The organism is Vibrio splendidus (assembly GCF_001557875.1).
Classification (GTDB): domain Bacteria; phylum Pseudomonadota; class Gammaproteobacteria; order Enterobacterales; family Vibrionaceae; genus Vibrio; species Vibrio splendidus_F.
Genome location: NZ_LNRF01000002.1, coordinates 88,163 through 113,832, shown reverse-complemented (window position 1 = coordinate 113,832; position 25,670 = coordinate 88,163). Strand labels below are relative to the sequence as shown.

The following is a 25,670-nucleotide window of genomic DNA, read 5'->3' as shown; positions in this document are numbered from 1 at the left end:
ATATAAGTTATTGTGTTTACGGCAAATAATAGACTAAAAAACGAAAGATTGACGTGTACAAAAACATCATAAAACGCACGCTGATCGGTTAACATTTTTACAACCATTTGCGAACGCCAGCTTAGCGATCGTGGTTTTTTTGGCGGTTCATCTAAATTTTGTATATAACAGCATAAATTCACGACTTAGATGCCAGCTGATTTTAGGGAGATGCAAATTGAATAGGCTTCAAATAACAACATTAGGGTTCGCTATAAGTATTGGCTTACCGACGACAGCACAAACCTTAGAGCAAGCCGTTGCGTTTACTTTAGAAAGTAACCCTGAAATCAAAAGCGCTTATAATGAATATGTCAGTAAACGATATATTAATGATGCTTCTGGTGGTGCTTATCGACCAAGTATAGACTTAGATGGTGGGATTGGTTACGAGCATACCGATCTAGCAACTAACTCAAGCACGACCGATCTGACTCGGAAAGAAGCGACAATTACGCTAACTCAGCTTATCTGGGATGGGGCTAATACATCGAATGATATTGACCGTACCGCTGCTGATGCGGAATCAGTGCGTTATCAATTGATATCTAATGCTCAAGATATCGCATTAGAAGTGACCAAAGTTTATCTCGATGCGGTAAAAGCCTATGAAGTGCTTTCACTCTCTGAAAACAACCTCGCGACACACAAAAAAATATACAGTGATATCCGCAAACGTGTTGAATCAGGCATTGGATCAACGGCAGATATGTCACAGGTAGAGGCACGTATCGCTAAAGCACACGGTAATTTGCTTGCAGCGCAAAACAACCTTTTTGACACTCATACACAATTCAAAAGGCTTGTCGGTCAATCTCCGTTAGGGTTAACCTTTCCTCGCGCAGATGCAGGCGCTATCCCTTACACGGTTGATGGCGCATTAGCAAAAGCGTTTAATCAGCACCCAGTAATTAAGATTGCACAAGCCGATGTAGACTCAGCGAAATTTCAATACAAACAATCTAAGAGTACCAACTACCCAACTGTTTCTTTTGAAGCCGCTCAAACTTGGCGCGATGACGCCGGTGGTACAGAAGGAAGCAGCGATGAGTTTTCTGCCATGGTTCGTTTAAGGTACAACCTTTACAATGGTGGTTCGGATCAAGACCGTGCAGAGAGTGCAGCTTACCAACTAAACAAAGCCAAAGATCTTCGCGAAAGTACTTACCGCAATGTAGAAGAGAGTCTACGTCTTTCGTGGAGCGCTCTTGATCTGACCGTCCAACAAAAAGAATTCTTATCAGACCATGTAGATTCAGCATCAGACACCGTTATCTCGTATGAGAAACAGTACCGTATCGGCAAGCGTACCCTTCTCGATTTGCTTAATACCGAGAATGAACTATTCGAAGCCCGTAAAGGGTATTTGGATGCCAAGTACGACGAACAATACGCAAAATACAGAGTAATGAACGCAACAGGAAACCTGTTGACCGGACTACGCGTTGAAACCCCTCAAGAATGGAATGAAAAGGTAGAATACTAATGAAGCTGATAAAGACTGTACTTCCGCTTTGTATCATGGTTGTCTCTGCCAATGTTTTAGCTGAAACAAGCGATGAAGAATTTGAATATCGAGCTCTTCCTGAGATCACACAAATTTATGATCTCGAAGATGATGATAATGATGGAGTAATCAACGCGCGAGATCTATGTCCCGATACGCAAATTGGTGCTGAGATCGATAATGACGGTTGTGGCTCATATTTCGAGTCATCGGAAAAGAAAGAGCTGCATATACTTTTTGCCAATAATTCCACGGAAATAAACCCTGTCTTTCTAGGGCAGATACGCCAGATGGCAGCGTTTTTGAAGCGTTACGAGAGTACGAGTATTGAATTGCAAGGTTATGCTAGTAAAGTGGGCAATTCCGAACACAATTTAAAGCTCTCAAAAGAGCGCGCGTTACATGTAAGGCGTGCACTGATAAGCAATGGTATTCAGCCATCTAGAGTTAATATAGTAGGTCATGGCGACTCTGAATTCAGCAGTGATGACACAGAAATCAATCACGCACTACATCGAAAAGTCGTAGCTTCGGTTGTTGGGTTTAAGGGCAATATTAAAGAAGAGTGGCATATCTTCACCAAAATAAAGAAGTAGGATCTACCCTTCTTCCACCATACTGAAACCTTATCTTAAGTTAGCGTTTCAGTATGGTGATAATTCCTTGAATAGCATATACCTAAGCCGTCTATAATGTTAATCTTGCCCCGTTATCAACATAGAGAATTAATCCATGAGCAAACTAACAGCTGATACTCAAGCAAATCTAGAACTTTTCGTTTCTGAAACACAGGAAACTAAACTGGTATGGGGCCTTCGCAACGAAGAAGGTTGGCTAGCATGTGACTCAAGTGAATTCGAAAATAGCGAAGTGATGCCTTTCTGGTCTTCAAAAGAAGATGCTCAGACTCACAATGTTGAAGAGTGGGCTGACTTCGAAGTATTAGAAATTCCACTAGATATCTTTGTAGAAGATTGGTTACTGACTCTTGCTGAAGACGGCGTTCTTGTTGGTACTAACTGGAATGCAACATTAGAAGGCAAAGAACTTGAGCCTTCTGACCTAGCGAAATTATACATCTAATTTCCAATATCGGTCGCGCGAATCGTGCGACCGATATATCTCTGATTAGTATCAATAAATTAGAGACCTACCTCGCATAACCTTATAGCTATAGCATTCAAAATTTGAAGCAATATCAAACTAATAATAGAATATCGTTCTTTATCTGATTGATAGCCTCTTGTGATTCACTCCGCTTTTGTTACCTTTCTGCTATTCATTAGCTTTTGTTCTTATAGCCAAGTATCAACGTCAGATCGTGACCAAAATTCACCAGTCTATACTTCCCATTTAAGCCCTACTCCAAATGCTGATTGGAACGCACTTTATCTCTCTACTTTAAATCACTCTCCTGAACGCGCATTAAACATGCTGCAAACACGCTACATCGGGTCAACGGTTTACGGAGATAAGCTTTACCTTGCGTCTCTTCTGTATCAATACATGAGCCACAGAGATCAGCCGTTCTACGGAATCGCTTCAAACGACAGCGACTACCAAGCGATAGAAACAGCATTTATTTCTGCTCTGATTAAAGATGGCCAAGGCCAATATGAGGAAGCACAACAAGGCTTTCTTACACTATTGGCAAAAATGCAATCACACAGTGATTTAACTGGAAAAGCTCTATTAAGATACCAGATGTGCCGTTCGCTTAACGAGCAAGCTAAATACCATCAAGCGAACTATTATTGCTCTGCGCTTCAGTCAGATTTACATGACATCGCTGATCCTGTATTACCAAAATTTGGGACTTATCGAGTCATTGCTAACAATCACCATTTCCGCAGTGACTATCAATCTGCTCTAGATACCTACCTATCACTGATAAACGTGTTTCCACAAGGGCATGATATTTCCGGGGTTTACAACGATGTGGGTAACTTGCTCAAAGAATTAAAGCAATATAAAAAATCGGCGAAATATCTAGAGAAAGCTCTCACTCTCAGAACAAACGCTTCAGATTTAATGAAAGCACAAGTGCATCACAGCCTTGCGGATCTCTACCTCAACCAAGAGCAAAGTGGCCTAGCAATTCACCACTTTCAGACAGCAAGAACCCTGTTGACCTCATCGTCACATAGCTACGGTATCGCACTAACAAATCTTGGCTTAGGAAAAGCGTATACTCAAATTAAAGACTATGATGTGGCGAGAACCTACTTAATCGAATCTCTATCAGCTTCGAGCGAACTGAGTAATGATGTTATTCGCATCAATGCTTACTTGGCGATCAGCGATATGTTCGAAGAACAGAAATTGCCAACGGAAGCGCTAAACTATGCCCAGCAAGCGCTAGAATTAGCAGAACAAGTTACAAGGCATAAATACATCACTCAGTCACTTCTGCAGCTTTCTGATATTCATCAATCATTGAGCGATTACCAACAAGCTTTCTATTTCTACCAACGATACTCATCAATACAAATGGAAGCTAGAGACATCGACAATCGACTCGCACTCGAAGCGCTCGGCTTAACGCACGCCAAATATGAGCAGGAACTTGAAAGCTCTTTCCTGACACATCAGGCGAAACTCGACCGCGTTCAAATTGAAAAAATGGAACATCAAAGATGGATGTACAACATCGTTGTTATTCTGTTGCTTTGTGCTGCAAGCTTTACGGTATTGGTCAACAAAACGGTTCGCGCAAAAGCAGCCATTGATGGCTTAACGAAAGCATATAGCCGAACTGAGATAATTCGAAGAATCAAAAGAGTGAAACGCTGTAAAGGGGCGGACAAACAGCATGTGCTCGTGCTGCTCGATCTCGATAAGTTTAAGAAGATTAATGATGAGCATGGGCACCCTACTGGTGATCGAGCACTGATCCGTATTAGTGAGAAAATTAGAAAACACTTAGTGAATGGTGAATTGTTTGGTCGCTTAGGGGGAGAAGAATTTGTCATCATGCTAACCGATACCACACCAGCAGAGGTACGAGAACGCGTTGAAGAGTTACACTACGCTATTTCAAGCACTGTCTTCTTATCAGAAAGCAAAAAGTCACTTAATGTGACCGCGAGTTTTGCTTATCTAGCAACCTCAAACGCATTAAGTGACTTTGATGACTTGTATTCAGTGCTTGACCAAGCGCTCTATCAAGCCAAAAGCAACGGTCGAAACTGTATTATTGATGCATATAACGAACCGATTGATTTACCTGAGATTATTTATTCTCAGCCTGTTTGCGAACCAACTCAGCCATAATGCTTTCGCGATCACCTAGGTAATCGTTAAGGCCAACTTTACGTAGTTCACATGCCGGGCAATCGCCACATCCATCACCAACAATGCCGTTGTAACAAGTCAGTGTTTTGTTTCTAACAAGCTCAAGTGCTGAGTACTGGTCTGCTAACGCCCATGTCTCAGCCTTGTTTAACCACATTAGCGGTGTTTTGATATCAAGCTGCTTATCCATACCTTGTACAAGTGCAGAGTTCATCGCCTTCACAAAGTCATTACGGCAATCAGGGTAACCAGAAAAGTCTGTTTCACACACACCTGTAATCACGGTTTCAGCACCGATTTGGTACGCGTAAATGCCCGCTAGAGTTAGAAATAGAATATTACGACCAGGAACGAATGAATTCGGCAGCCCATTTTCTTGCAGTTCATGAGACACAGGAATATCGTCACGAGTCAGAGAGCTGATAGCCAGTTCATTCAACAGAGTCACATCCATCACTTTGTGCGCTTTCACACCAAGCTCTTTCGACAATGACTCCGCAACTTCAATCTCGAGTCTATGGCGTTGACCATAATCAAACGTAATCGCATGAACTTCATCATACTCTTTTAATGCCTGAACAAGACACGTTGTTGAGTCTTGACCACCACTGAATACTACCACTGCTTTTTTCATCTTAAATCCTTACGAGAACCTTCTACTAGCGACTTATCTTGCCCAGTAAAAATACAACCTATGCAATGCTCAAATATTTGTGAGTTTGTATTGATAAGCGCCAATTGCGCTCAATGCAAGTATCAATACAAAGCTGAGTTGCGCGGTCTTTTTGGCTGATTGGCTGCAGAGCGATAACAGTGTCGCTAGGAACCGCAGCTCGCTTCAATAAACCGTCAAGTTGTTCGATGTCTTTGCTTGTGCCAACTGGATGCTTAATTTCGTTAGCACGTTGTAAGGCGCTATCTAAGATTTCCAGTTTCGCTTTCATTGACACCTTAGGTGACACCGTAACCCAAGTATCAGGTGTGGCTTTTACTTCTGATGTTCCGCTAGTCTCAATCTGACAGCGACAACCGTGCTGCTCAAATGCTTCAGTAAGAGGAACAAGATCATAAATGCATGGCTCACCACCAGTAATCACAATGTGCTTCGCAGTGTAACCTTGCTTGATATATTCATTCACGATTCCTTGAGCATCGATTACTGACCAAGTTGGTGAATCTTCTGTCTTAACCATAATATCGCCAAGGCTGGTCTCATCTTCTGGCAACGCTTCCCAGGTCTGTTTGGTATCACACCAAGAACAGCCCACTGGGCAAATTTGCAGACGAACAAAAACAGCGGGAACGCCAGTAAACACGCCCTCACCCTGAATGGTTTCAAACATTTCATTAATCTTGTACAACTTTCCCTCAGCTCAATCATTGGATGAAATTAATCAACCGCAGACCTTAAAGCACTTCCCCCTTTTGGTCAAACAAATGAGTACTGATAAATGAGTTGATCAAAGCCCTAGCCTGAAGTTTCAAGTTCCCTTATCCTTTCGCCCATTAGATTTCGTTAGCTTTTAATTTTTTAGTAAGGAACAACATGTACAAACTGATTGCTCTTGATATGGATGGCACATTACTCAACAGTGAAAAAGTGATTTCTCAAGAGAACAAAGACGCGATCGCCAAAGCACGAGCTGTAGGTGTGAAAGTAGTTCTCGCTTCAGGCCGCCCTTTAGAAGGCATGCAAAGCAAATTAGATGAACTTTCAATTAACGGCGAAGATGACTTTGTACTCTTCTACAACGGCTCTATGGTTCAAAACGTATCTACAAAAGAGATCATTCACAGTGAGATCAGCAACGGTAAAGCCGCAAAAGAGATCGCGACCCTCGCTGAGCAGCTTGGTGGTTATGTTCATGCTTTCAGCAAGGTTCACGGCTTAATCACACCTGAAAATAATGAATACACTGGTATTGAAGCGCGTATTAACGGCTTAGATATTACCGAGTTCGACTTTTCTCAGCTAGAAGATGACCACGAAATCATCAAGACTATGATTGTCGCTGAACCAAGCAAGCTGACTGAAATTATCAGCAAGTTACCACCAGAGCTTAAGACTCAGTTCACTATCGTGCAAAGTGCACCATTCTTCTTAGAGTTCCTAAACCCAAATTCAAACAAGGGTGTAGGTATTGAAGCGATAGCGAAACACCTAGGCATTAAAGCGGAAGAGGTAATCTGCATGGGTGACGCTGAAAACGATCACCATATGCTTGAATACGCTGGCCTTGGCATTGCAATGGACAACGCAATGGAAGAAACCAAGAAATTGGCGGATCACATCACAGCGAGCAACGACGACCATGGTGTAGCGGTCGCGATTGAGAAATTTATCTTCAACTCATAAACGCTGAACAGGTTCTAATAATAATTACTTTTTGCTTGTTGTAGAAATGACAAAGGCTGTGCACTGCACAGCCTTTTTGATTTTGTGTTAGTCGAGTCGCTTACTCTCTTTTCCATGGCAGACGAAATGCCACCACACCAAACAGAATCAATATTGGGAAGCGTAATGTTTCAATAATAAATGAAGCAATACCACTGAAAGAGACAAAACCTCCTACCCAGCTAATCAGCAGATTCCCCGCTAACAACATCACCATAACGCCAACCACGATCTTGAATGAGAATTGACCGATCAAAGGTTTCGAATCCGTTAACGTCACTAAGCATGCAATTGTCATCAAAATGGCTACCCAGAAAGAGAACGTTGGCAGTGGCCAGATAACCGTAAGAACAATCGATAGAAGACATAGGCCCCACCAAACGCCTTTAGAACTCAGTAAAACACTAATATCCACATCAGGTTTCGCATCTAATCTCACGATATGCCACGTCGTTAACGCGCCTAATACGCCACCCATTAATACATCGCTAAAAAATGCACTGCCTGAATAAGACTTAAATAGCATGATCCAAAGCAGGCCAGCGAGTACTATCAGAATCGATTTTTGCTCCAAGAGGCGCTTTAGTTTCCAAAAAACTAACAAGGTTAAACTGACCCATAAGGCAGCCAACAGGCTTGGGAAGCTATACCCACTGCTCATCACTAGCTTCAATGTTGGCAGGTAGGCATGCGGGCGAGGAAAACCAAAACCTTGGTGTGCGATTAAAGTGAGCAAAGTCACCGAGATCAGAGTGAAACCAAACTTCAACGCGAAATTACGGCCAAAGTACCAAGCAATTAGCGGCAATATAACGATAAAAACCCATGGCTTCGCCAACAAGTCAGTCAAAAGCACAGTATTCGCGAACACGCTCGGCATTCTATCAAACACATTTTGAAGTGAAACAATCCAGCTCAATTCAACTTGATGGACTTTCGGCGCCGCACCCACTAGCTCAGTCACATACGTCACCGGTTGATCTGTCGCGGATAAAAACAGTTCGTTAATCTCTGACCACTGTTCTGGATAGCGGTATTGGTGATCTTGCAAATCAGTAGGAGGAAGTAACATCGCTCGGCTGACTTCCACGCCGTAATGAGGCGCAAACCAAATCGGCAGCTCAAAGCCACCTAACTCATTTCGAGCCTTGTAGCTGATCACTTCAGAGTCAGAGATACAATCAAACACAACGGCGCTGTCGGTATACCCCAGCACATCGCCAACCGTTACAGACAGCCCTGCCTCTTCCCAAGTTTCACGTTGCGCCGCGACGGCTGGCGGCTCACCTGAAACAACAGTGCCTCCCGGTAGAGACAATTGACCTGTGATCAACTCATCAACCAACACGATTTGGTTATCAGCACGTACTACACACAAAGCGCCCGCGATATGATCGGGCAAAGTGTTGTTTGCCCAAGCGGAAGTAGTACTCAAAAGAGACAGTATGAAAACTAATAAATATCGAATAACCAACGAGTTTACCTAAAAATAATAGAAGAAATTTAAGACTGCTCTAGTGTAATCAAACACGTACAAAATCGCTGTCTACGTTTTGTGCAAAGCCTTCCTCATCCATTGAATGTGAGGTGTGAACCCCATTTTTTGATAGAAGTCCTTGGCAGGTGAATTAAAGTCCCAAACCTCTACAAAAACTTGTTCAACCCCATAATCATCAAAAGTACTTTCAACTTTGTTAAACAGCTTTTCAGCAATTGATTCTTTTCGATAATCAGGCAAGACAAACAGCTCATCAACACTCCCCATCGGCACTGGTTTACTCACCGTTGAGATAAGCTCACAAAAATGCCCAGAGATAAAGCCAACAATGAGCTCACCTTTTAATGCCACATAAACCAAACATTCAGGATCATCCAAGTATCGTGCAATGCTTTTTTCCTGCTCAATCTCTTCTGCCGTTTTAAAGTGTTCTGGGCTAGCAAGGTGGTGGTGATGATGGAGATCGAACATTAACTCGTTAAGTTGTTCCAAATCCGCGTGCTTTGCGGCCCTTAAGGTGACATTCATGACTATTGTGCTTCTCAAACCAAATTAATATCTAAACTGAGTCTAGTTTACTTGCCGTGAGTATCTATACAAGTTATTGAATTAATTCATTGTTTGAAGTGCGTATTTTAGATACAAAAACGGCCACATTACGTGGCCATTCTGTTTGAATAATTTTGAATTAAACGAATATCGTGTCTTTGGCTTTAGTTGTAGCTTCAGCTTTATGCACCGTTATCTTCTTTCTCTTCTTTGAGATCAGCAAGCTGTTGTTCTAGTTCAATAAGCTTAATTTCAGCCTCAACTTCAGCTACTCGCTTTTCTGCATCGGTGCGATTGTCTTGCGCTAGACCATCGGCAGTTACTTGGTTTCGTTGTGCGTTTCTTGCATCGTCCGTATCTTTTATTGAACCAGCAACACCACCGGTCACACCGCCTAATGCAGCACCCTTCACGGCTAAACTCGCATCTCCAGTTAGAGCGCCTGCTGTTGCTCCTAATAAAGCACCACCTACAGCACCACGATTACGTGCAGCATTCTCATTTTCGTTATCCATTGCTGGTGATGCGCAACCAGAAAGAGTCACAATCAGTGTCGCTAAAAGAAAAGGTTTAGTGAATTTCATAGGAGTCTCGCTTAGTTCTTCGTTTGGAGTAAAGCCATCTTAAGCAGAACTGTTAATGAGATAAATAAAGCGACGTTTAGACGATACATCATGTTCAGCTATGTATTATTCAGCAAGCGCATAACTACTTAATGATATATCTTTGAGCTCGCTTTATCCTCACCAACAAAAAAGGCGACCAATAAGGTCGCCTCAATCGCTCTTTTCTCAATAATTCTTGTATCTCTGATGTCGCTCTTAGCCTTTGGACCAAAAGTTTTGCATGTTTTCTGCGCTAGGCGGTGGCCTAACATCACAATCTCGATAATGATTTTTATCACCGATCCCCAGTATCTTGCCATTTTCGTCATCAATCATAGCAGCCACTTTTACCCCGTCTCCCACATGGCGAGTCAACACGACAATTTCACCGGCTCTTTCAGACCTTACCGCGCCTAAGATTTGATATTCGTAGCGGCCTTTCCTTGAATTAACGATCATCTTCGAGTTGATCGGGTCGGCTTCATACCCCACGCCAATATCAAAAACCGCTTGATAGAGATCGACGCCAGTTTTGGACACACATTTAAATACCTTGGGATGACTCAAAGGCTCTAACAACGCTCTACTCACTTCATCCTTTGAAATACTGGCACTAGCAGCACCACTAACCAATAAAGCAATCAACAAAAAGTAAGCTCGCATAAAAAGACCTCAATATGTGGGGTTCATAATGAGGTCATAGTAAACGCAATGGATAAGCGGATGAATAAAGTAGCGTTTAGGTAAACCATCACGCTGGCTTATGTATAAATCAACAAGCCGAAGGTCAGATTACCTAAACAATAAAACTTATTTACCGAGCTTTTCAGCAATTTCCGTTAAGCTGGTAGGATCGTCAATCGTCGAAGGCACCACATACTGTTCACCTTCTGCGATCTGTCGGATAGTTCTACGTAAGATCTTACCTGAGCGTGTCTTAGGTAGTCTCTCAACAACCAAGGCTTGCTTAAAGCAGGCTACCGCGCCAATCTCATTACGAACCTTGCCAACCAACTCCGCTTGTAACTCAGTGCTATCGACTTTTACGCCATCTTTCAGCACAACTAAACCAAGAGGTAGCTGCCCTTTTAAGTCATCGTGAATACCGACTACCGCGCATTCTGCAATAGCTGGGTGACCTCCAACGATCTCTTCCATTTCTCCCGTCGACAGACGGTGCCCCGCCACGTTTATCACATCATCAATACGGCCCATGATAAACAGATACCCATCGTCATCGAGATAACCACCATCCCCAGAAACGTAATAACCAGGGAACTGACTCAAATAGCCAGATTCAAATCGATCATGATTACGCCAAACCGTTGGTAGACAGCCGGGTGGCAACGGGCGTTTAAGAGCCACAAACCCTTGTTGATTAGGCTGAGCTATTTCACCGAGTTCATTGAGAATCTCCACTTGGTAACCCGGAACAGGTTTAGTGGAAGAACCCGCTTTCACTGGCAAAGATTCCAGCCCGGTTGGATTGGCAGAAATAGCCCAACCCGTTTCTGTTTGCCACCAGTGATCGATAACCGGCTTATTGGTATGAGATTCAACCCAATCCAATGTTGGAGGGTCTAAACGCTCGCCAGCCATGAAAATCGACTTGAGTGATGATAAGTCATACTTGGTAAGTAACTCGCCTTCGGGATCCTCTTTCTTAATGGCTCTAAATGCGGTTGGAGCAGAAAATAACACATCGACTTTGTACTCTTCACACACTCGCCAGAATGCGCCGGGATCTGGCGTTCTGACAGGCTTGCCTTCAAATAAAATGGTCGTACAACCATGAATCAATGGCGCATACACAATGTAGGAATGCCCCACTACCCAGCCGACATCAGAAGCAGCCCAAAATACGCCGTCTTGCGGCATGTCGTAGATAGTGCTCATTGAGTATTTCATTGCAACCGCATGACCACCATTGTCACGCACCACGCCTTTTGGTTTACCCGTCGTCCCTGATGTATACAATATGTATAGTGGGTCAGTCGCTAGAACAGGCACGCATACGTGAGGCAAAGCATCGTTAACTGCTTGCTGCCAAAGTACATCGCGTTCATGGTTCAATTCGGCTAGAGACTGCTCTCTTTGGAATACCACCACTTTCTCAGGTTTCCAGCGACTGTCCATGATCGCTCGATCGACCATTGGCTTATATGGCAAGACTTTGTTGATCTCGACACCACAGGAGGCAGTAATCAACACCTTCGGTTCTGCATCTTCGATACGAACGGCAAGCTCATGAGGGGCGAACCCGCCAAACACCACCGAATGCACCGCGCCTAGTCGTGCACAAGCCAACATTGCCATCGCCGCTTCAGGAATCATTGGCATGTAGATCACCACACGATCGCCTTTGGTAACGCCTTGCGTCGCTAACATACCTGCGACTTTTGCCACTTGGTCACGCAATTGATTGTAAGTGTACGAGGATTGAGTTCCTGTAACTGGAGAGTCGTAAATCAGCGCGGTATTGTCACCTCGTCCATTTTCACAATGATAATCAAGCGCGAGCCAGGAAGTGTTCATCACCCCATCAGGAAACCAACGCTCAATACCGTTATCGTCAGTTTGTAATATCGTTTTGGGTGACTCAAACCAATCAATGGCTTGTGATTGTGTTTCCCAGAACGAATTTGGGTCTTCCCTCGCCCATTGATACTCGGTGATATAGTCGGTTTTTCTATTCATTCGATTCGTAGCAGACATAGTGCCTCCTCCATGATTTATCCATTAGTCCAAGCGCCCAGCTTTTAGCAGTGTCACTTGGGTGCACTCTTTTCTCAGCGTTGTATTCGTGAACATTTAACCGTTCACCACAATCGCTTTACTCGGGAAAAGGCGCACGAATGGCACCTTCCATGATCACTCGGGCACTACGACTCATTATCGCCCTTTCTATTTTCCAACCACTTTCGGTCTGCAAAGCTTTAGCTCCGACCTTTAAGGTTCCTGAAGGGTGTCCAAAGGTCACGAAATCACGACTTCCGCCACCTGCTGCCAAATTGACTAACGTACCCGGAACACTTGCCGCCGAAGCAATGGCGACCGCAGCCGTACCCATCATGGCGTGATGAAGCTGTCCCATAGACAAAGCACGTACTAGAAGATCAGTATCTTTGGCAGCAACCGATTTACCACTGGAGGCTAGATACGCTTGAGGCTTAGCAACAAAGGCAACTTTTGGTGTGTGCTGCCGTGATTCCGCTTGTTCTAATGAATCGATAAGCCCCATCGCAACCGCGCCATGTGCTCGGATGGATTCAAACAGTGCCAAGGCTTTGGTATCACTATTAATATCCGATTGAAGTTCAGTGCCTTGATATCCAACCGAATCAGCATTAACAAAAATGGTTGGTATCCCCGCATTGATGTAAGTCGCTTTAATGCAACCTAACTCCGGAACATCTAAAAAGTCGACCACATTTCCCGTCGGAAACATCGATCCACTCGCGCCTGCCGGGTCCAGAAAATCAACTTGGATCTCCGCGGCAGGGAAAGTGACACCATCGAGTTCAAAGTCACCTAACTCTTGAACTTCACCATCAATGATAGGTACATGAACAATGATGGTTTTCTCTATGTTCACTTGCCATACTCGCACTTCGACCACACCGTTTTCAGGAATACGGCTTGAATCAACTAATCCAGTATGAATGGCAAATGGACCAATCGCCGCAGACAAGTTCCCACAGTTACCGCTCCAATCAACAAATGGCTTGTTTATTGCCACTTGACCAAAGAGGTAGTCAACATCGTGATCGGTTTTATCACTCTTCGACACGATAACGGTCTTACTGGTGCTAGATGTCGCACCGCCCATACCATCGGTTTGCTTACCATAAGGATCAGGACTACCAATCACACGTAATAGGAACTCATCCCTCGCTTGTCCCGCAACTTGCGCAGCTTCAGGTAAGTCACTTAAGTTGAAAAAGACACCTTTGCTTGTTCCGCCCCGCATGTAGGTAGCAGGTACTTTAATCTGTTTGATGTTCATACCCAGCTCCTAATTTGCAAGAAAGTCTTTGGCGAAACGTTGCAACACACCACCAGCGCTGTACACATTCACTTCGTCTGCCGTGTCTAGTCGGCAGGTCACGGGAACATCAAGTTTTTCACCGTTTTTACGAGTGATGACTAGAGCCAAATCAGAGCCTGCTTCAATGTCGCCATACACATCGTAAAGTTCAGTACCATCGAGTTCTAAGGTGTTACGATCCGTCCCCTCTTTAAATTGCAGAGGCAGCACGCCCATGCCAACCAAGTTGGTTCTGTGAATGCGTTCAAAACCTTCAGCCACAATCACTTCAACACCCGCTAAGCGTACCCCTTTAGCTGCCCAGTCACGTGATGAACCTTGTCCATAATCGGCACCAGCAACAACAATCAAGGGTTGTTTGCGGTTCATGTAGGTTTCTATCGCTTCCCACATTCGAGTAACTTGCCCCTCTGGCTCCACTCTTGCTAGTGAACCTTGCACAACAGTTCCTGACTCTGTGACCATTTCATTGAACAGTTTCGGGTTAGCAAAGGTAGCTCTTTGTGCAGTTAAATGATCGCCTCGGTGAGTCGCATACGAGTTAAAGTCCTCTTCTGGAACGTCCATTTTGGTGAGGTATTCCCCCGCAGCGCTCGAAGCGAGAATCGCATTTGATGGTGATAGATGATCGGTGGTGATGTTGTCCCCCAGAATAGCCAAAGGCCTCATACCAGATAGGCTTCGTTCTCCCGCAAGAGCCCCTTCCCAATAAGGTGGTCTGCGAATATAGGTACTTTGAGGTCGCCAGTCATAAAGTGGTTCAGTAGTCACCAGCTCCTCGTCTGGCTGGAACATTTTCACGTAAATTTGTTGGAATTGCTGAGGCTTAACATGCTCACCGACAACCGCATCGATCTCAGCATCACTTGGCCACAAATCATTTAAATAGATTGGATTGCCGTTATTGTCTGTTCCTAGGCTGTCTTTTTCGATATCAAAGCGAATCGTACCCGCCAAGGCATAAGCAACCACCAATGGCGGTGAGGCTAAAAACGCTTGTTTAGCATAAGGATGGATTCGACCATCGAAATTTCGGTTGCCCGACAACACAGCGGTTGAGTACAGGTCACGGTCGATAATCTCTTGCTGGATTTTAGGGTCCAACGCCCCACTCATTCCATTACAGGTAGTACACGCATAACCGACGATACCAAAACCCAATTGTTCAAGCTCAGGAAGCAAACCTGCCGATTCGAGGTAAAGCTTGGCAACTTTTGAACCCGGCGCAAATGACGTTTTCACCCACGGCTTACGAGCTAATCCAAGTTGATTGGCTTTCTTAGCAACCAATGCCGCGGCGACCACGTTTCTTGGGTTACTGGTGTTGGTACAAGAGGTAATTGCCGCAATGATTACGGCACCATCGGGCATCTGTTCATCATCGTATTGCTTAGCATGCAGCTCTTTCCAAGATGTTTGACTGATGCCTTGCTGAGCCAGCTCTCTGGTTGGCAAACGGCGATGAGGATTTGAAGGCCCCGCAAGGTTACGCTCAACTTTAGACAAATCAAACTCAAGCACACGTTCGTATTTAGCGGAATCTAAGTCATCAGCCCAAAGTCCGGTTTGCTTGGCATAGCGTTCAACTAGTTCAACCTGCTCAGGTTCACGACCAGTGAGTTTAAGGTATTGAATGGTCTGCTCATCGATGTAAAACATACCCGCTGTCGCACCATATTCTGGCGTCATGTTTGATATAGTCGCACGGTCACCAATGGTCAGTGCACGCGCGCCTTCACCGAAGAATTCCAAATAGCTTGAAACCACTCTCTGATTGCGAAGGAACTCAGTAATCGCAAGCACAATATCCGTTGCGGTTATCCCTTCTTGTCGTTGACCCGTCAGTTTAACGCCTACAATATCAGGCAAACGCATCATTGACGGACGACCGAGCATGACCGTCTCAGCTTCCAAACCACCGACACCAATTGCAATAACGCCTAGAGCGTCAACGTGCGGTGTATGGCTGTCGGTACCGACACAAGTATCAGGAAACGCGATGCCTTCTTTAGATTGAATGACCGGAGACATTTTTTCCAAGTTAATCTGGTGCATGATCCCGTTACCCGCGGGAATCACACTGACATTTTTAAACGCCGTTTTACACCATTCAATAAAATGAAAACGGTCTTCGTTTCGACGCTCTTCAATTGCGCGGTTTTTATCAAACGCCTCGCTATCAAACCCGGCATGTTCCACGGCTAAAGAGTGGTCAACAATCAGTTGAGTTTCGACCACAGGGTTAACCTTGGAAGGGTCTCCACCTTGGTCGGCAATCGCATCTCGTAAGCCCGCTAAATCAACTAAAGCAGTTTGACCTAGAATGTCATGACACACGACACGCGCCGGATACCAAGGAAAGTCTAAATCGCTCTTACGCTCAATGATCTGTTTTAAGCTGTCTTCAAGGGTTTCAGGATCACAGCGTCTTACCAATTGTTCCGCCAACACTCGCGACGTATAAGGCAAAGTTTTGTAAGCCCCCGGGGATATCGCTTCTATCGCTTCGCAAGCGTCGAAATACTCTAAATGAGTACCGGGTAAAGGCTTACGGTACTGATTTCGTTCAAGGTTCTGGGTCCGTTCAAGTTTTACATCAGACATACATCCACCATTATCTGTTAAATTCTATTCGTTGGTTCTCGAGGCCTTGTCGTATGAAGACGGAAGTCACCTCAAGACATAAGTCGGCTCGTTATAGAGGGCTAACGTAGATGAATAGGTAACCAGTCTTGATGCTCTGGCCCGGTGTAGTCTGCACTTGGACGAATGATGCGATTGTTTTCTCTTTGCTCGAACACGTGTGCAGTCCAACCTGTAAGTCGGCTCATCACGAAGATCGGAGTAAACAATTTGGTTGGAATGTCCATGAAGTGATAGGCAGAGGCGTGGAAAAAGTCCGCATTACAGAACAGTCCTTTCTCGCGCTTCATTACCGCTTCAACACGCTCAGAAACGGCGTAAAGCTGTTCATCTCCCACCTCTTGAGCTAGCTCTTTTGACCAGCGCTTGATTAGAGCATTTCGTGGGTCGCTTTCGCGATAAATCGCATGACCGAAGCCCATGATTTTGTCTTTGTTAGCAAGCATCTGCATGATGTTAGTTTCTGCTTCATCAGCGGTTTTCCAATCTTGGATCATTTCCATTGCCGCTTCATTCGCACCACCATGCAGCGGGCCTCTTAGTGTGCCAATTGCTGCTGTAACGCACGAATGAATATCCGACAGCGTTGATGCACAAACCCGAGCAGCAAAAGTAGAGGCATTAAATTCATGCTCGGCATAAAGCGTTAGCGAACAGTGCATCACCTTCTTATGCAGTTCACTCGATGCTTTGTCCGTTAGCATCTTCAAGAAGTAACCACCCAGACATGCTTCGCTTTGATCTTCAGTATCAATGCGTACGCCATCATGGCTAAAGCGGTACCAATAACAAATAATCGCAGGGAAAAGCGCGAGCATTCGTTCGGTCACAGGCAATTGCTCTGAAAAATCAGACTCTTGTTCTAAGTTACCCAACATTGAACAACCCGTTCTCATCACATCCATTGGATGAGCGTCTGCAGGGATAAGCTCTAGTGCTGCTTTCAAAGGTTGAGGCAAGCCGCGCAAACCAATCAACAATGTTTTGTAATCGTCTAGCTCTTTTTCATTGGGTAAATGACCTCTTAGTAACAGATGCGCCACTTCTTCGAACTGAGCATGATTAGCAAGATCGGTAATATCATAACCACGGTAGGTTAACCCGGTTCCTGATTTTCCGACCGTACATAGCGCCGTGGTTCCCGCACTCTGGCCACGCAGACCAGCACCACCGATGGCAGGTGCGCTGGCTGATTTACTTGCTGTTTTTTCGCTTTGTTGTAGGTTTTCTGTTGAAGCCTTATCGACAGCTGCTTTATCACTCAAAGATACAGACATGGTGAACTCCTTTTCTGTGTTAGCCGCCTGCACTCTTTGGTGCTGCCTGTTTATGTGTCCGATGATCTTTATCATCGGTACTGGATATGGCGACTAACCATTTCACGTTATTGGATTAAGTTGATTTTTGATTAATTGAAACTGGTTTACCCTTCACTTGAAAACAACTGATCAAGCTTGTTCTCGTAGTCGTGGTAATTCAGGTGCTCGTAAAGCTCTTTACGGGTTTGCATTGAATCCAACAGAGCTTCTTGATTGCCTTCAACTAACAAGTGTTTGTAAACATTCTCCGCCGCTTTGTTCATCGCGCGGAATGCACTCAATGGATAAAGCACCATATCGACACTTGATTGGGCTAACTCGTTACAGTTGTAGAGTGGCGTTTGCCCAAATTCAGTGATGTTGGCCAAGATAGGCACATGCTTACCAGTTGCTGATTTCAGCGCCGCCGAGAACTTCACGTATTGGTCGAGTTGATTCATCGCCTCAGGGAAAATCATGTCTGCGCCCGCTTCAACACACGCAATCGCTCGTTCAATCGCGCTATCAATGCCTTCAACCGCCAATGCATCGGTACGCGCCATAATCACGAAGCTGTCATCGCTTCTCGCATCTGTTGCCGCTTTGACTCTATCGACCATCTCTTGTTGGCTCACAATCGCTTTATTTGGTCGATGACCACAGCGTTTCTGAGCCACTTGATCTTCCATGTGAATTGCAGCTGCGCCTGCCTTCTCCATGGCGCGAATCGTGCGTGCAATATTGAATGCGCCACCAAATCCTGTATCAATATCCACCAGCAAAGGTAAATCACACGCGTTGGTAATACGTTCAACATCCACTAGCACATCGTTCAATGTCGTAATACCTAAATCAGGCAAACCATAAGACGCATTGGCGATGCCTCCACCAGACAAATAGATCGCCTGATGCCCCAAGTTCTTTGCCATCATCGCGCAATACGGATTCACCGTACCAACGATCTGCAATGGGTCGTTGTCTTGCACAGCTTGTCGGAACTTAGCTCCTGCTGATAACTTCATAATGACGCTCCCTGTTAATTGTTAATTTCTAGCTAATCTTTAAGACTTACGGCTTTTGGTTATCGCCAGCACTGATCCGCTGACAGATTCCAATGGCCGCTTAATCAAGATCTTTGGATTGAATTTGTTGCTCTATAAGCAATCGGCTACCCGAGATGTGTCGTCGCATTAGCATTTCTGCTAGCTCTTCATCACGGTTGCGAATTGCTTGTAGGATGTATTTGTGTTCATCGAGCGCCTCTTTTGGTCGAGACTGAGCCCTAGGAGATTGATAACGATACATGCGTAATAAGTGGTAAAGCTCGTCACACAACAACGAAATGAGTTTGCTGTTACGACTGGCTTTAATAATGCGGTAATGGAAATCGAAATCCCCATGTTGATGAAAATAAGAAGAACCTTCGACTTCATCGATGTGCTTTGAGTGTGTCGACAATAATCCTTCAAGCCTGACAAGCTCTTCTTGTGTTATATGTCGCGCTGCTAAGCGAGCCGCCATGCCTTCCAATGCCTCTCGCACCGCGTACAGCTCGAGTAGTTTGTCTGCCGAAAAGGTAATAACTCGCGCGCCAACATGAGGAATACGTTCGATCAGGCCAAGCCCTTCAACTCGCATAATCGCTTCACGTAATGGCCCTCGACTTACCTCAAAGCGTTTAGCCAGTTCAGGCTCGGAGATCTTACTGCCCGGTGCTAATTCACCGTTAACAATCGCCTCAACGAGATACTCAGTGAGGTTTTCTGATTTAGTGTTCTCTTTATCGCTCACACGTGTTTTCGTGTTTGCACTTAAGCTGAGATCTTTTATTGCAGTATTCATATTCACGCTGCTCACTTCTGATTGCTGAACCTTAATTGTCAACAATTCCATAACATGAACATAAAATACACGATTAAATTGTCGACAATCAAGTTAATTGTCGACAATTTAGACTAAGGTAGTATTTTTAATAGGCGATGGAAACTTACTCAAAAGGACACTATAAATAATTTAACTGTCTGTTATTTATCGATTTAACTAGATCAAGACCCACTAAGCCCTTACCTGTTCTAAAATTATTTAAAATCCATGTGTCGACAACTTATAGCCAAGCTTGTCAAACGTAGCTCCCTTTGTGTCTATCCAGCAGCTCACCGATAAACAGATATAAAAAAGGCGCACTCATGTGCGCCTTTCATTCATCGAACTCGTTCTAACAAGCCAACCTTTGGTCAAGCAATCTGACGAGTGACTTCGAGGTATTTGTTGATATCAACAAAATCAATCTGTTCCGGTTTGAGATACTCTTCAGCATAACGAACATGCGTACCACTGGTTAAGAACAATCTAAACAGTTCGATATCGAGATGCTCGTCCAATGCCATTTTATACATGATGTCCACAGCAACACTGATTGGCTTCGCCTTCTTATAAGGCCTATCCGCAGCGGTTAACGCCTCAAAAATGTCAGAGATCACCAGAATACGTTCTGGGATTGAAAGGTCATCACCAGTCAGCTTCCTTGGATATCCCGTACCTTTGAGTGTTTCATGGTGCGTCGAAGCATAGCGAGGAACACGGCTTAGCTCTTTCGGAAATGGCAGATTCTCAAGCATCTTAATCGTGCCAAGCATGTGCTCGTTTATCTTGAATCTGTCTTCGGCAGTCAACGTTCCGCGTGCAATACTCAGATTGTAGACTTCGCCTAGGTTGTATAAGTGCTCAGGCACATCCATTTTAATTTGATGTTTCGGGTCAAACTCTATCGGCCTATCTCTTTTCACTATATGTTCTGGTTTATCACTTAACAGTGGCTCTGTCGCTGGCAAGCTTGAACTCGGTTCTCGATTCAACACCTCTATCGGTGATAAACCAAGTTGATCATCAAAGTTACGCGTCCAAGTGGTCTCAGCTATCGAGCGAATACGAGCGACTTTGTCATCACTCATGAATTCACCACCAACGTTTGATGTCGCGATAAAAGCAAAGTCATCTTGCAACTGTTGTTTGGTTGCCGCAAGCTCATCGGCAATTTGCTGCGTTGATAGCGTACCTTCAAGTTGCTTTCTCAATGCGGTGATTTCCGCATCACGCCAAAGTACTTCAAATCGAGTTCTCACCTCGTGAATTCGGTTGTAATTAGCTTCTAGCTTCGTACCTTTATCGACGATATGTTCAGGTGTCGTGATCTTACCGCAATCATGCAGCCACGCAGCAATTCTAAATTCTCGGCGTTCATCATCATTTTTAAACTCAAAATCTTTGAAATGATCACTTTGTGATTTCTCAGCTGCGTCAGCCAACATCAAGCCGAGTTCTGGTACACGGTTACAGTGCCCAGCCGTATAAGCGGATTTATCATCGATGGCTTGCGCGATAAGTTTAATAAAGGATTCGACGAAGGCTTCCTGCGTTTGTTCGTGCTGCTTTATTTCAGCAGCCATGTCTTTAACCGCCACAGACAGTTCCCATACCTCTTTGATTCGCGTATTAAGCACAGACACATTGTCGTAATCACGCTGCCTAATTTTTTGCGTTTCGGCTTTCAGTTGACGGATCGGTCGAACAATAGGCGCACCAAAGATCCAAGCCACTGGCAAGGTTAGACTCATAAGAAGCACCGTCACACCAATAGACGTCGCAACTCGTTTGTTTACCGCACTGTAGATTTCCGCTTCCGGTATCGCAACGGCAAAATATTCAGAGTAGTGCTCGCCCGTTTCAATCTTTTTCAGATAAAGACGCTTAGGTTCTCCATTGAGCATAATCTTAATCATTTCGCCTTGGGTAGTGGCCGTTGCAGTACGTTCATAAAGCTCAGTGTAAGGAATGGTTGTGCCTGTATTGAGAGCATGATGATGGAACCATCTTTGTGACAACACTGCTTTTTGTTCATCAGTGAGTGCGCGAATGGCTTGATTTAGGATTGGTAATAGCTGCTGATGTTTGTTCTGTAACACAATGTGGAATTGGTTTGGGTAATTGGCTTTGAGATCCAACAGCACTTCATTAACTTTCAGCCTTGTATGGAAAAACTTATCCAATGAGAATTCCAATACAGGCTTAGCATCGAGTACTGCAAAGCTCTCACCACGTTCAACAGCATCAAATGCCAATTCCATATTAGGAAACTCAACAAGCTCAATATTTGGGAAATCTTTTCTGAGTTGAGGGATAACCGACCACCCAGATAAAATCGCCACCTTTTTTCCACTGAGAGCTCCATAGTTTGAGACGGTCTGTGCGTTTTCTCGCGTTACAACAGAGAAAGGCAGCTCATAGATAGCATCCGTATATAAGCCTTTTACTCCGTTGCTTTCGTAATTCTGAATAGAGTGCAAACCATCGATGCTTCCGTCATGAAATTTGCCCGTTAACTCGGCCCACGAAAAGCCATTAACAAACTCGAACTTAACGCCACTCATTTCACTGATCATTTTCAGAAGATCAATCGCATAACCGTGTGGTTGTCCGGATACCGCGAAATCCATTGGCCCCCAATCGCTTTGGTTAGAGAGTAACAAAGGAGGCGTGTTCTCAATTACGGCTTGTTGCTGAGTAGACCAATCGATTTTATTTGTCTGAGGGAGTGTATGTATCGTTTCTGTATCTCGATTAGACGCAATAATATTGCCCGATTTGGAATACAAAAAGGACTCAACCTGACTGTCTTTATCTAAACCTAACGCACTCGCAGATAACTTACTCGCTAACGAAGACAACACGATATCAATGCCTATTACATGTTGCGTGTCACCAACGGCCTTTGATTCAAAAGCTAAGGAATAAGTTTGTCCTGTGATCTGAAGGTGCTGGAAAAGATAAGGCTGCGTTTTTTCAACAGTCTCCGTATTCGCGGAAACATACCAAGGCCGTGTCGTAGGAAAGTAATTGCTCGGCTCAGTCTTTGAGTCTCTGAGGTTAAACTCAAGGTCGTAATACTTAGTCGTGCGGATACGGCCGGCTTCTCTGTCGCTTATCTCGATCACCACCCAACGGTCTGAGCGATCGGCACCAATTTTTTCTCTAACAAAAGGGGAAGATTCCAGATTTATAATTTGGAAAAAGCGCTCGTTAGAAGAGCCTATATAAATACTGTAAAACAGAGGATTGTCTTTTATCGCTTCAGAGAGGATCCCACGCGACTCTTCCCGAGAGATCTGGTGGCTAATAGAGCGATGTACTGAAGAGAGTAAACGAGCGGTATTTATCGCGTCTGAATCAACGTTGCCGATATAGTCGCTTAAATCCTGAGATACCATCGTCAACTTCGACAAGGTATGTTCAGTCGCCATTTTTTTACTGAAATAGTATTGAAGTGAAACCGCCACGATTGCCGTTAGAACCGTCGCAAGTAGAAACATCCCTCCGACGGTCACCCGCAACGAGATTTTTGTGTTTGGCATTATTCTATCCTTGAATAACCACTAGCTCAGAAATGTAACATGCTAGCAATATTCATATTATTACTATGTCATGACACCTCTAGCAACACATTATTCTATATATATATTTACAATCTCCCTATATCACCTTCTGCGTCGCACTATCTCTGTATTTAAATGATATTTAACAATATAAATCAGCGGCCAATTACCATAATTAATTTAATTGTATTTATTTTCATAAAATGGAAACACCTCACGCCTTTGTTGTCAGGCTTATTATATTATTTACTTTATGCTATAAATTTAGATATAAAATTTTAACATTAAGTCAGTTCGTTAGTATCGACATAACCTTATGTCAGAACATCTTCGAGCATTATCAGGCGAGCCTATGACGGATAATTTCTCCCCTTCTGCCAGCACTATTGTGGCAAAAGATTCTAAAAGCAACGAGCATACAGTCAGCGATTTTGCTATTTCTGAGTACTTATCGAAGCCTTTTAAAATCGAACTAACCATCATCTCAAAAAACTTTGTCATCGATGATCAATTGGGGCAAAAGCTCTCTATTACCCGCTTCGTTAATGACACCGATAATTTGACCGCTACGCGAGTATTCAACGGTATTGTTACGCAGGTTCAATTACTGGGTATGGACAGTAATCTGCAGTACTCTAGTTACCGCGTCATCCTGCGGCCGTGGTTTTGGTTATTGAAGCACACCCACTCTTTTCGCGTTTACCAAAACCAATCAACGAAAGACATCGTTTCAGACGTATTGACCCAAGCTGGCTTCAGTGGCTCTTATAAGGCGGGTACCATGCCTTCGTCTAAACGCGAATATTGTGTTCAATACGATGAAAGCGACTTTGATTTCGTAACCCGATTGCTGGCTGAGGAAGGCGTTCACTACTTTTTCCAACACAGCGATTCCGACCATCTAATGATGCTGCAAGATGCGCAGAGCCCCTTTCAAAAATCGGATGCTAGCAAACTCGACATGATTGAGGTCCCATCAGGCAGCAATCCATTAATCAACAAATGGATGCCACAGGGGCAGTTTCATGGTGCTAGCATTGAGCTAACCAGCTACGACTACTCACAAACCAAATTGGTGAGCAGCAAAGAGAAAAAATCCAGCCATCAGATCGCGAACAATACCAAATTGACCAAACAGTTTTACCCTAACCTTGGTATCACTGGTGGCATGGAAGATCTCGCTAGCAACCTAGTCAAAAGACGAATAGAGCAGCTCGAACAAAGTTATCAAACCGTTGAAGCCGAAGCTCAACACGATTCATTTGAATTAGGAACTTGGTTCTCATTATCTTCCCATTTAGACAAGTCTCAACTCGGCGATTATCTGGTCACAGAACTTCACATTCGATACAACACAGATAATCACTGTGAGACCAAACTTACCCTACTCGACACTTCAATTCCGAATTACCCGACACCGAAAGACAAAGCCCAAATACACGGATTACAAAGTGCGGTAGTTGCAGGCAGCACCGCTGGTGAGATTAACCAAGATGACCGAGGTCGAGTTCGAATCCAGTTTCATTGGGATACCGAAGCCTCTGGCGACAAAACGAGTTGTTATGTGCGTGTTGCTCAGATGATGGCAGGCAGTGGTTACGGTGCTCAGTTTATTCCGAGAGTCGGACAAGAGGTATTAGTCAGCTTCATTGATGGCGACCCTGACCAACCGATTATCACAGGAAGCGTTTATAACAGTAAAAACCCACCACCTTATAAAGAGGCGAACGCCACAAAAACAGGCATTAGCACCAAATTAAGTGGCTTAGCCAATGAGCTCTATTTCGATGATAAGAAAGACAATGAGCTGTTGTACATGCATGCGACCAAAGACTTCACCAAAGAAGTCGAGAACAATCTGACTGAAACCATCAAAGGTGAGTTGCTTCAGAAAATCACCAAGCAAGTGACCGTCTCAACAGAAGATAACTACACACTTAGTTCGGATAAAGCGATCAGTGAGAAAGGCAAATCCATTTCACTTGAAGCCGATGACAAGATAGAGCTGACCGTTGGTTCAAGCAAGATCACCATGTCTTCATCTTCAATCAGTATCGAAGCCAGCAACATTGATATCAAAGCCAGCAGTGCACTCAACCTCGAAGCGATGAACGTGACCAGCAAGGCGACTTCCGCCAACAAGATCTCCGGTGTAACGACAGCTCTGGAAGCAACAAGCTCCAACAGCATTAAAGGACTCAGTGTCGCGATTAAAGCCGATACCACCCTCTCAGCTGAAGGTTCACTAAGTGCCGAGTTTAAATCTGGCCTAAAAGGCACTTTCGATGGTGGCGTAATGGGTGAGTTAAAAGGTGCGATTGTTAAGGTGAATTAGCGAATTTAAATCGCCAACACTTAAACCACG

19 protein-coding genes are annotated in these 25,670 nt (G+C 44.3%); 6 read left to right on the top strand and 13 right to left on the bottom strand.

The annotated features are described in order from the left end of the window. Positions 1-217 precede the first annotated feature (217 nt). The 4 genes from ATB74_RS08155 to ATB74_RS08140 all read left to right on the top strand — a co-directional run bounded on the left by ATB74_RS08155 (position 218) and on the right by ATB74_RS08140 (position 4,819). Positions 218-1,525 (top strand): TolC family outer membrane protein, encoded by a 1,308-nt coding sequence (locus tag ATB74_RS08155; RefSeq protein WP_060982102.1) that lies wholly within the window; start codon positions 218-220, stop codon positions 1,523-1,525. After that, a complete protein-coding gene (locus ATB74_RS08150; protein WP_060982103.1) occupies positions 1,525-2,142 on the top strand; it encodes an OmpA family protein in 618 nt (205 codons plus the stop codon). Before ATB74_RS08155 ends, ATB74_RS08150 begins: the two co-directional genes overlap by 1 nt. Positions 2,143-2,278: 136 nt before the next feature. Next, entirely contained in the window at positions 2,279-2,629 is a 351-nt protein-coding gene (locus ATB74_RS08145) for a DUF2750 domain-containing protein (RefSeq protein ID WP_017062305.1), read from the top strand. A 162-nt stretch (positions 2,630-2,791) separates the two neighbouring features. Continuing rightward, positions 2,792-4,819, top strand: coding sequence for a tetratricopeptide repeat-containing diguanylate cyclase (locus ATB74_RS08140; protein WP_061017874.1), 2,028 nt, complete (start codon positions 2,792-2,794; stop codon positions 4,817-4,819). Here ATB74_RS08140 and queC read toward each other — a convergent pair. After that, positions 4,779-5,474, bottom strand: coding sequence for a 7-cyano-7-deazaguanine synthase QueC (queC, locus tag ATB74_RS08135; RefSeq protein ID WP_017063822.1), 696 nt, complete (start codon positions 5,472-5,474; stop codon positions 4,779-4,781). The genes ATB74_RS08140 and queC overlap by 41 nt on opposite strands. Positions 5,475-5,532: 58 nt before the next feature. Further along, positions 5,533-6,201, bottom strand: a complete 669-nt coding sequence (gene queE / locus ATB74_RS08130; RefSeq protein ID WP_347876246.1) for a 7-carboxy-7-deazaguanine synthase QueE — start codon at positions 6,199-6,201, stop codon at positions 5,533-5,535. A 185-nt stretch (positions 6,202-6,386) separates the two neighbouring features. Here queE and ATB74_RS08125 point away from each other — a divergent pair, with 185 nt between their 5' ends. Continuing rightward, positions 6,387-7,196: a Cof-type HAD-IIB family hydrolase gene (locus ATB74_RS08125; RefSeq protein WP_061017870.1), complete on the top strand. Its 810-nt coding sequence runs from the start codon at positions 6,387-6,389 to the stop codon at positions 7,194-7,196. A gap of 100 nt (positions 7,197-7,296) precedes the next feature. On the opposite strand, the gene ATB74_RS08120 is transcribed toward ATB74_RS08125, so the two are convergent. The 11 genes from ATB74_RS08120 to ATB74_RS08070 form a co-directional block, all read right to left on the bottom strand. Beyond that, positions 7,297-8,709: a bifunctional NUDIX hydrolase/phosphatase PAP2 family protein gene (locus ATB74_RS08120; protein ID WP_061017868.1), complete on the bottom strand. Its 1,413-nt coding sequence runs from the start codon at positions 8,707-8,709 to the stop codon at positions 7,297-7,299. 72 nt (positions 8,710-8,781) lie between these two features. Further along, positions 8,782-9,261 (bottom strand): GNAT family N-acetyltransferase, encoded by a 480-nt coding sequence (locus tag ATB74_RS08115; protein ID WP_009846623.1) that lies wholly within the window; start codon positions 9,259-9,261, stop codon positions 8,782-8,784. A 203-nt stretch (positions 9,262-9,464) separates the two neighbouring features. Beyond that, entirely contained in the window at positions 9,465-9,866 is a 402-nt protein-coding gene (locus ATB74_RS08110; protein ID WP_061017866.1) for a hypothetical protein, read from the bottom strand. Positions 9,867-10,103: 237 nt separating this feature from the next. Then, positions 10,104-10,550, bottom strand: coding sequence for a hypothetical protein (locus tag ATB74_RS08105; protein WP_061017865.1), 447 nt, complete (start codon positions 10,548-10,550; stop codon positions 10,104-10,106). A 147-nt stretch (positions 10,551-10,697) separates the two neighbouring features. After that, a complete protein-coding gene (locus ATB74_RS08100) occupies positions 10,698-12,602 on the bottom strand; it encodes a propionyl-CoA synthetase (RefSeq protein WP_061017863.1) in 1,905 nt (634 codons plus the stop codon). 118 nt (positions 12,603-12,720) lie between these two features. Next, complete coding sequence (gene prpF / locus ATB74_RS08095; protein WP_061017862.1) at positions 12,721-13,893, bottom strand: 2-methylaconitate cis-trans isomerase PrpF; 1,173 nt, start codon at positions 13,891-13,893, stop codon at positions 12,721-12,723. A 9-nt stretch (positions 13,894-13,902) separates the two neighbouring features. Beyond that, complete coding sequence (gene acnD / locus ATB74_RS08090; RefSeq protein WP_061017861.1) at positions 13,903-16,539, bottom strand: Fe/S-dependent 2-methylisocitrate dehydratase AcnD; 2,637 nt, start codon at positions 16,537-16,539, stop codon at positions 13,903-13,905. 101 nt (positions 16,540-16,640) lie between these two features. Next, the gene (gene prpC, locus ATB74_RS08085) at positions 16,641-17,855 is read right to left on the bottom strand and encodes a bifunctional 2-methylcitrate synthase/citrate synthase (RefSeq protein ID WP_061017859.1); all 1,215 of its coding nucleotides are present in this window, start codon (positions 17,853-17,855) and stop codon (positions 16,641-16,643) included. Positions 17,856-18,001: 146 nt separating this feature from the next. Then, positions 18,002-18,898, bottom strand: coding sequence for a methylisocitrate lyase (gene prpB, locus ATB74_RS08080; protein ID WP_061017857.1), 897 nt, complete (start codon positions 18,896-18,898; stop codon positions 18,002-18,004). A gap of 100 nt (positions 18,899-18,998) precedes the next feature. Further along, on the bottom strand, positions 18,999-19,718 hold the full coding sequence (locus tag ATB74_RS08075) for a GntR family transcriptional regulator (protein ID WP_061018248.1): 720 nt from the start codon (positions 19,716-19,718) through the stop codon (positions 18,999-19,001). 392 nt (positions 19,719-20,110) lie between these two features. Then, complete coding sequence (locus ATB74_RS08070) at positions 20,111-23,284, bottom strand: HD domain-containing phosphohydrolase (protein WP_061017856.1); 3,174 nt, start codon at positions 23,282-23,284, stop codon at positions 20,111-20,113. 373 nt (positions 23,285-23,657) lie between these two features. Between ATB74_RS08070 and ATB74_RS08065 the strand changes: the two genes are divergently transcribed. Further along, entirely contained in the window at positions 23,658-25,640 is a 1,983-nt protein-coding gene (locus tag ATB74_RS08065) for a type VI secretion system Vgr family protein (protein ID WP_061017854.1), read from the top strand. Positions 25,641-25,670: the final 30 nt, after the last annotated feature.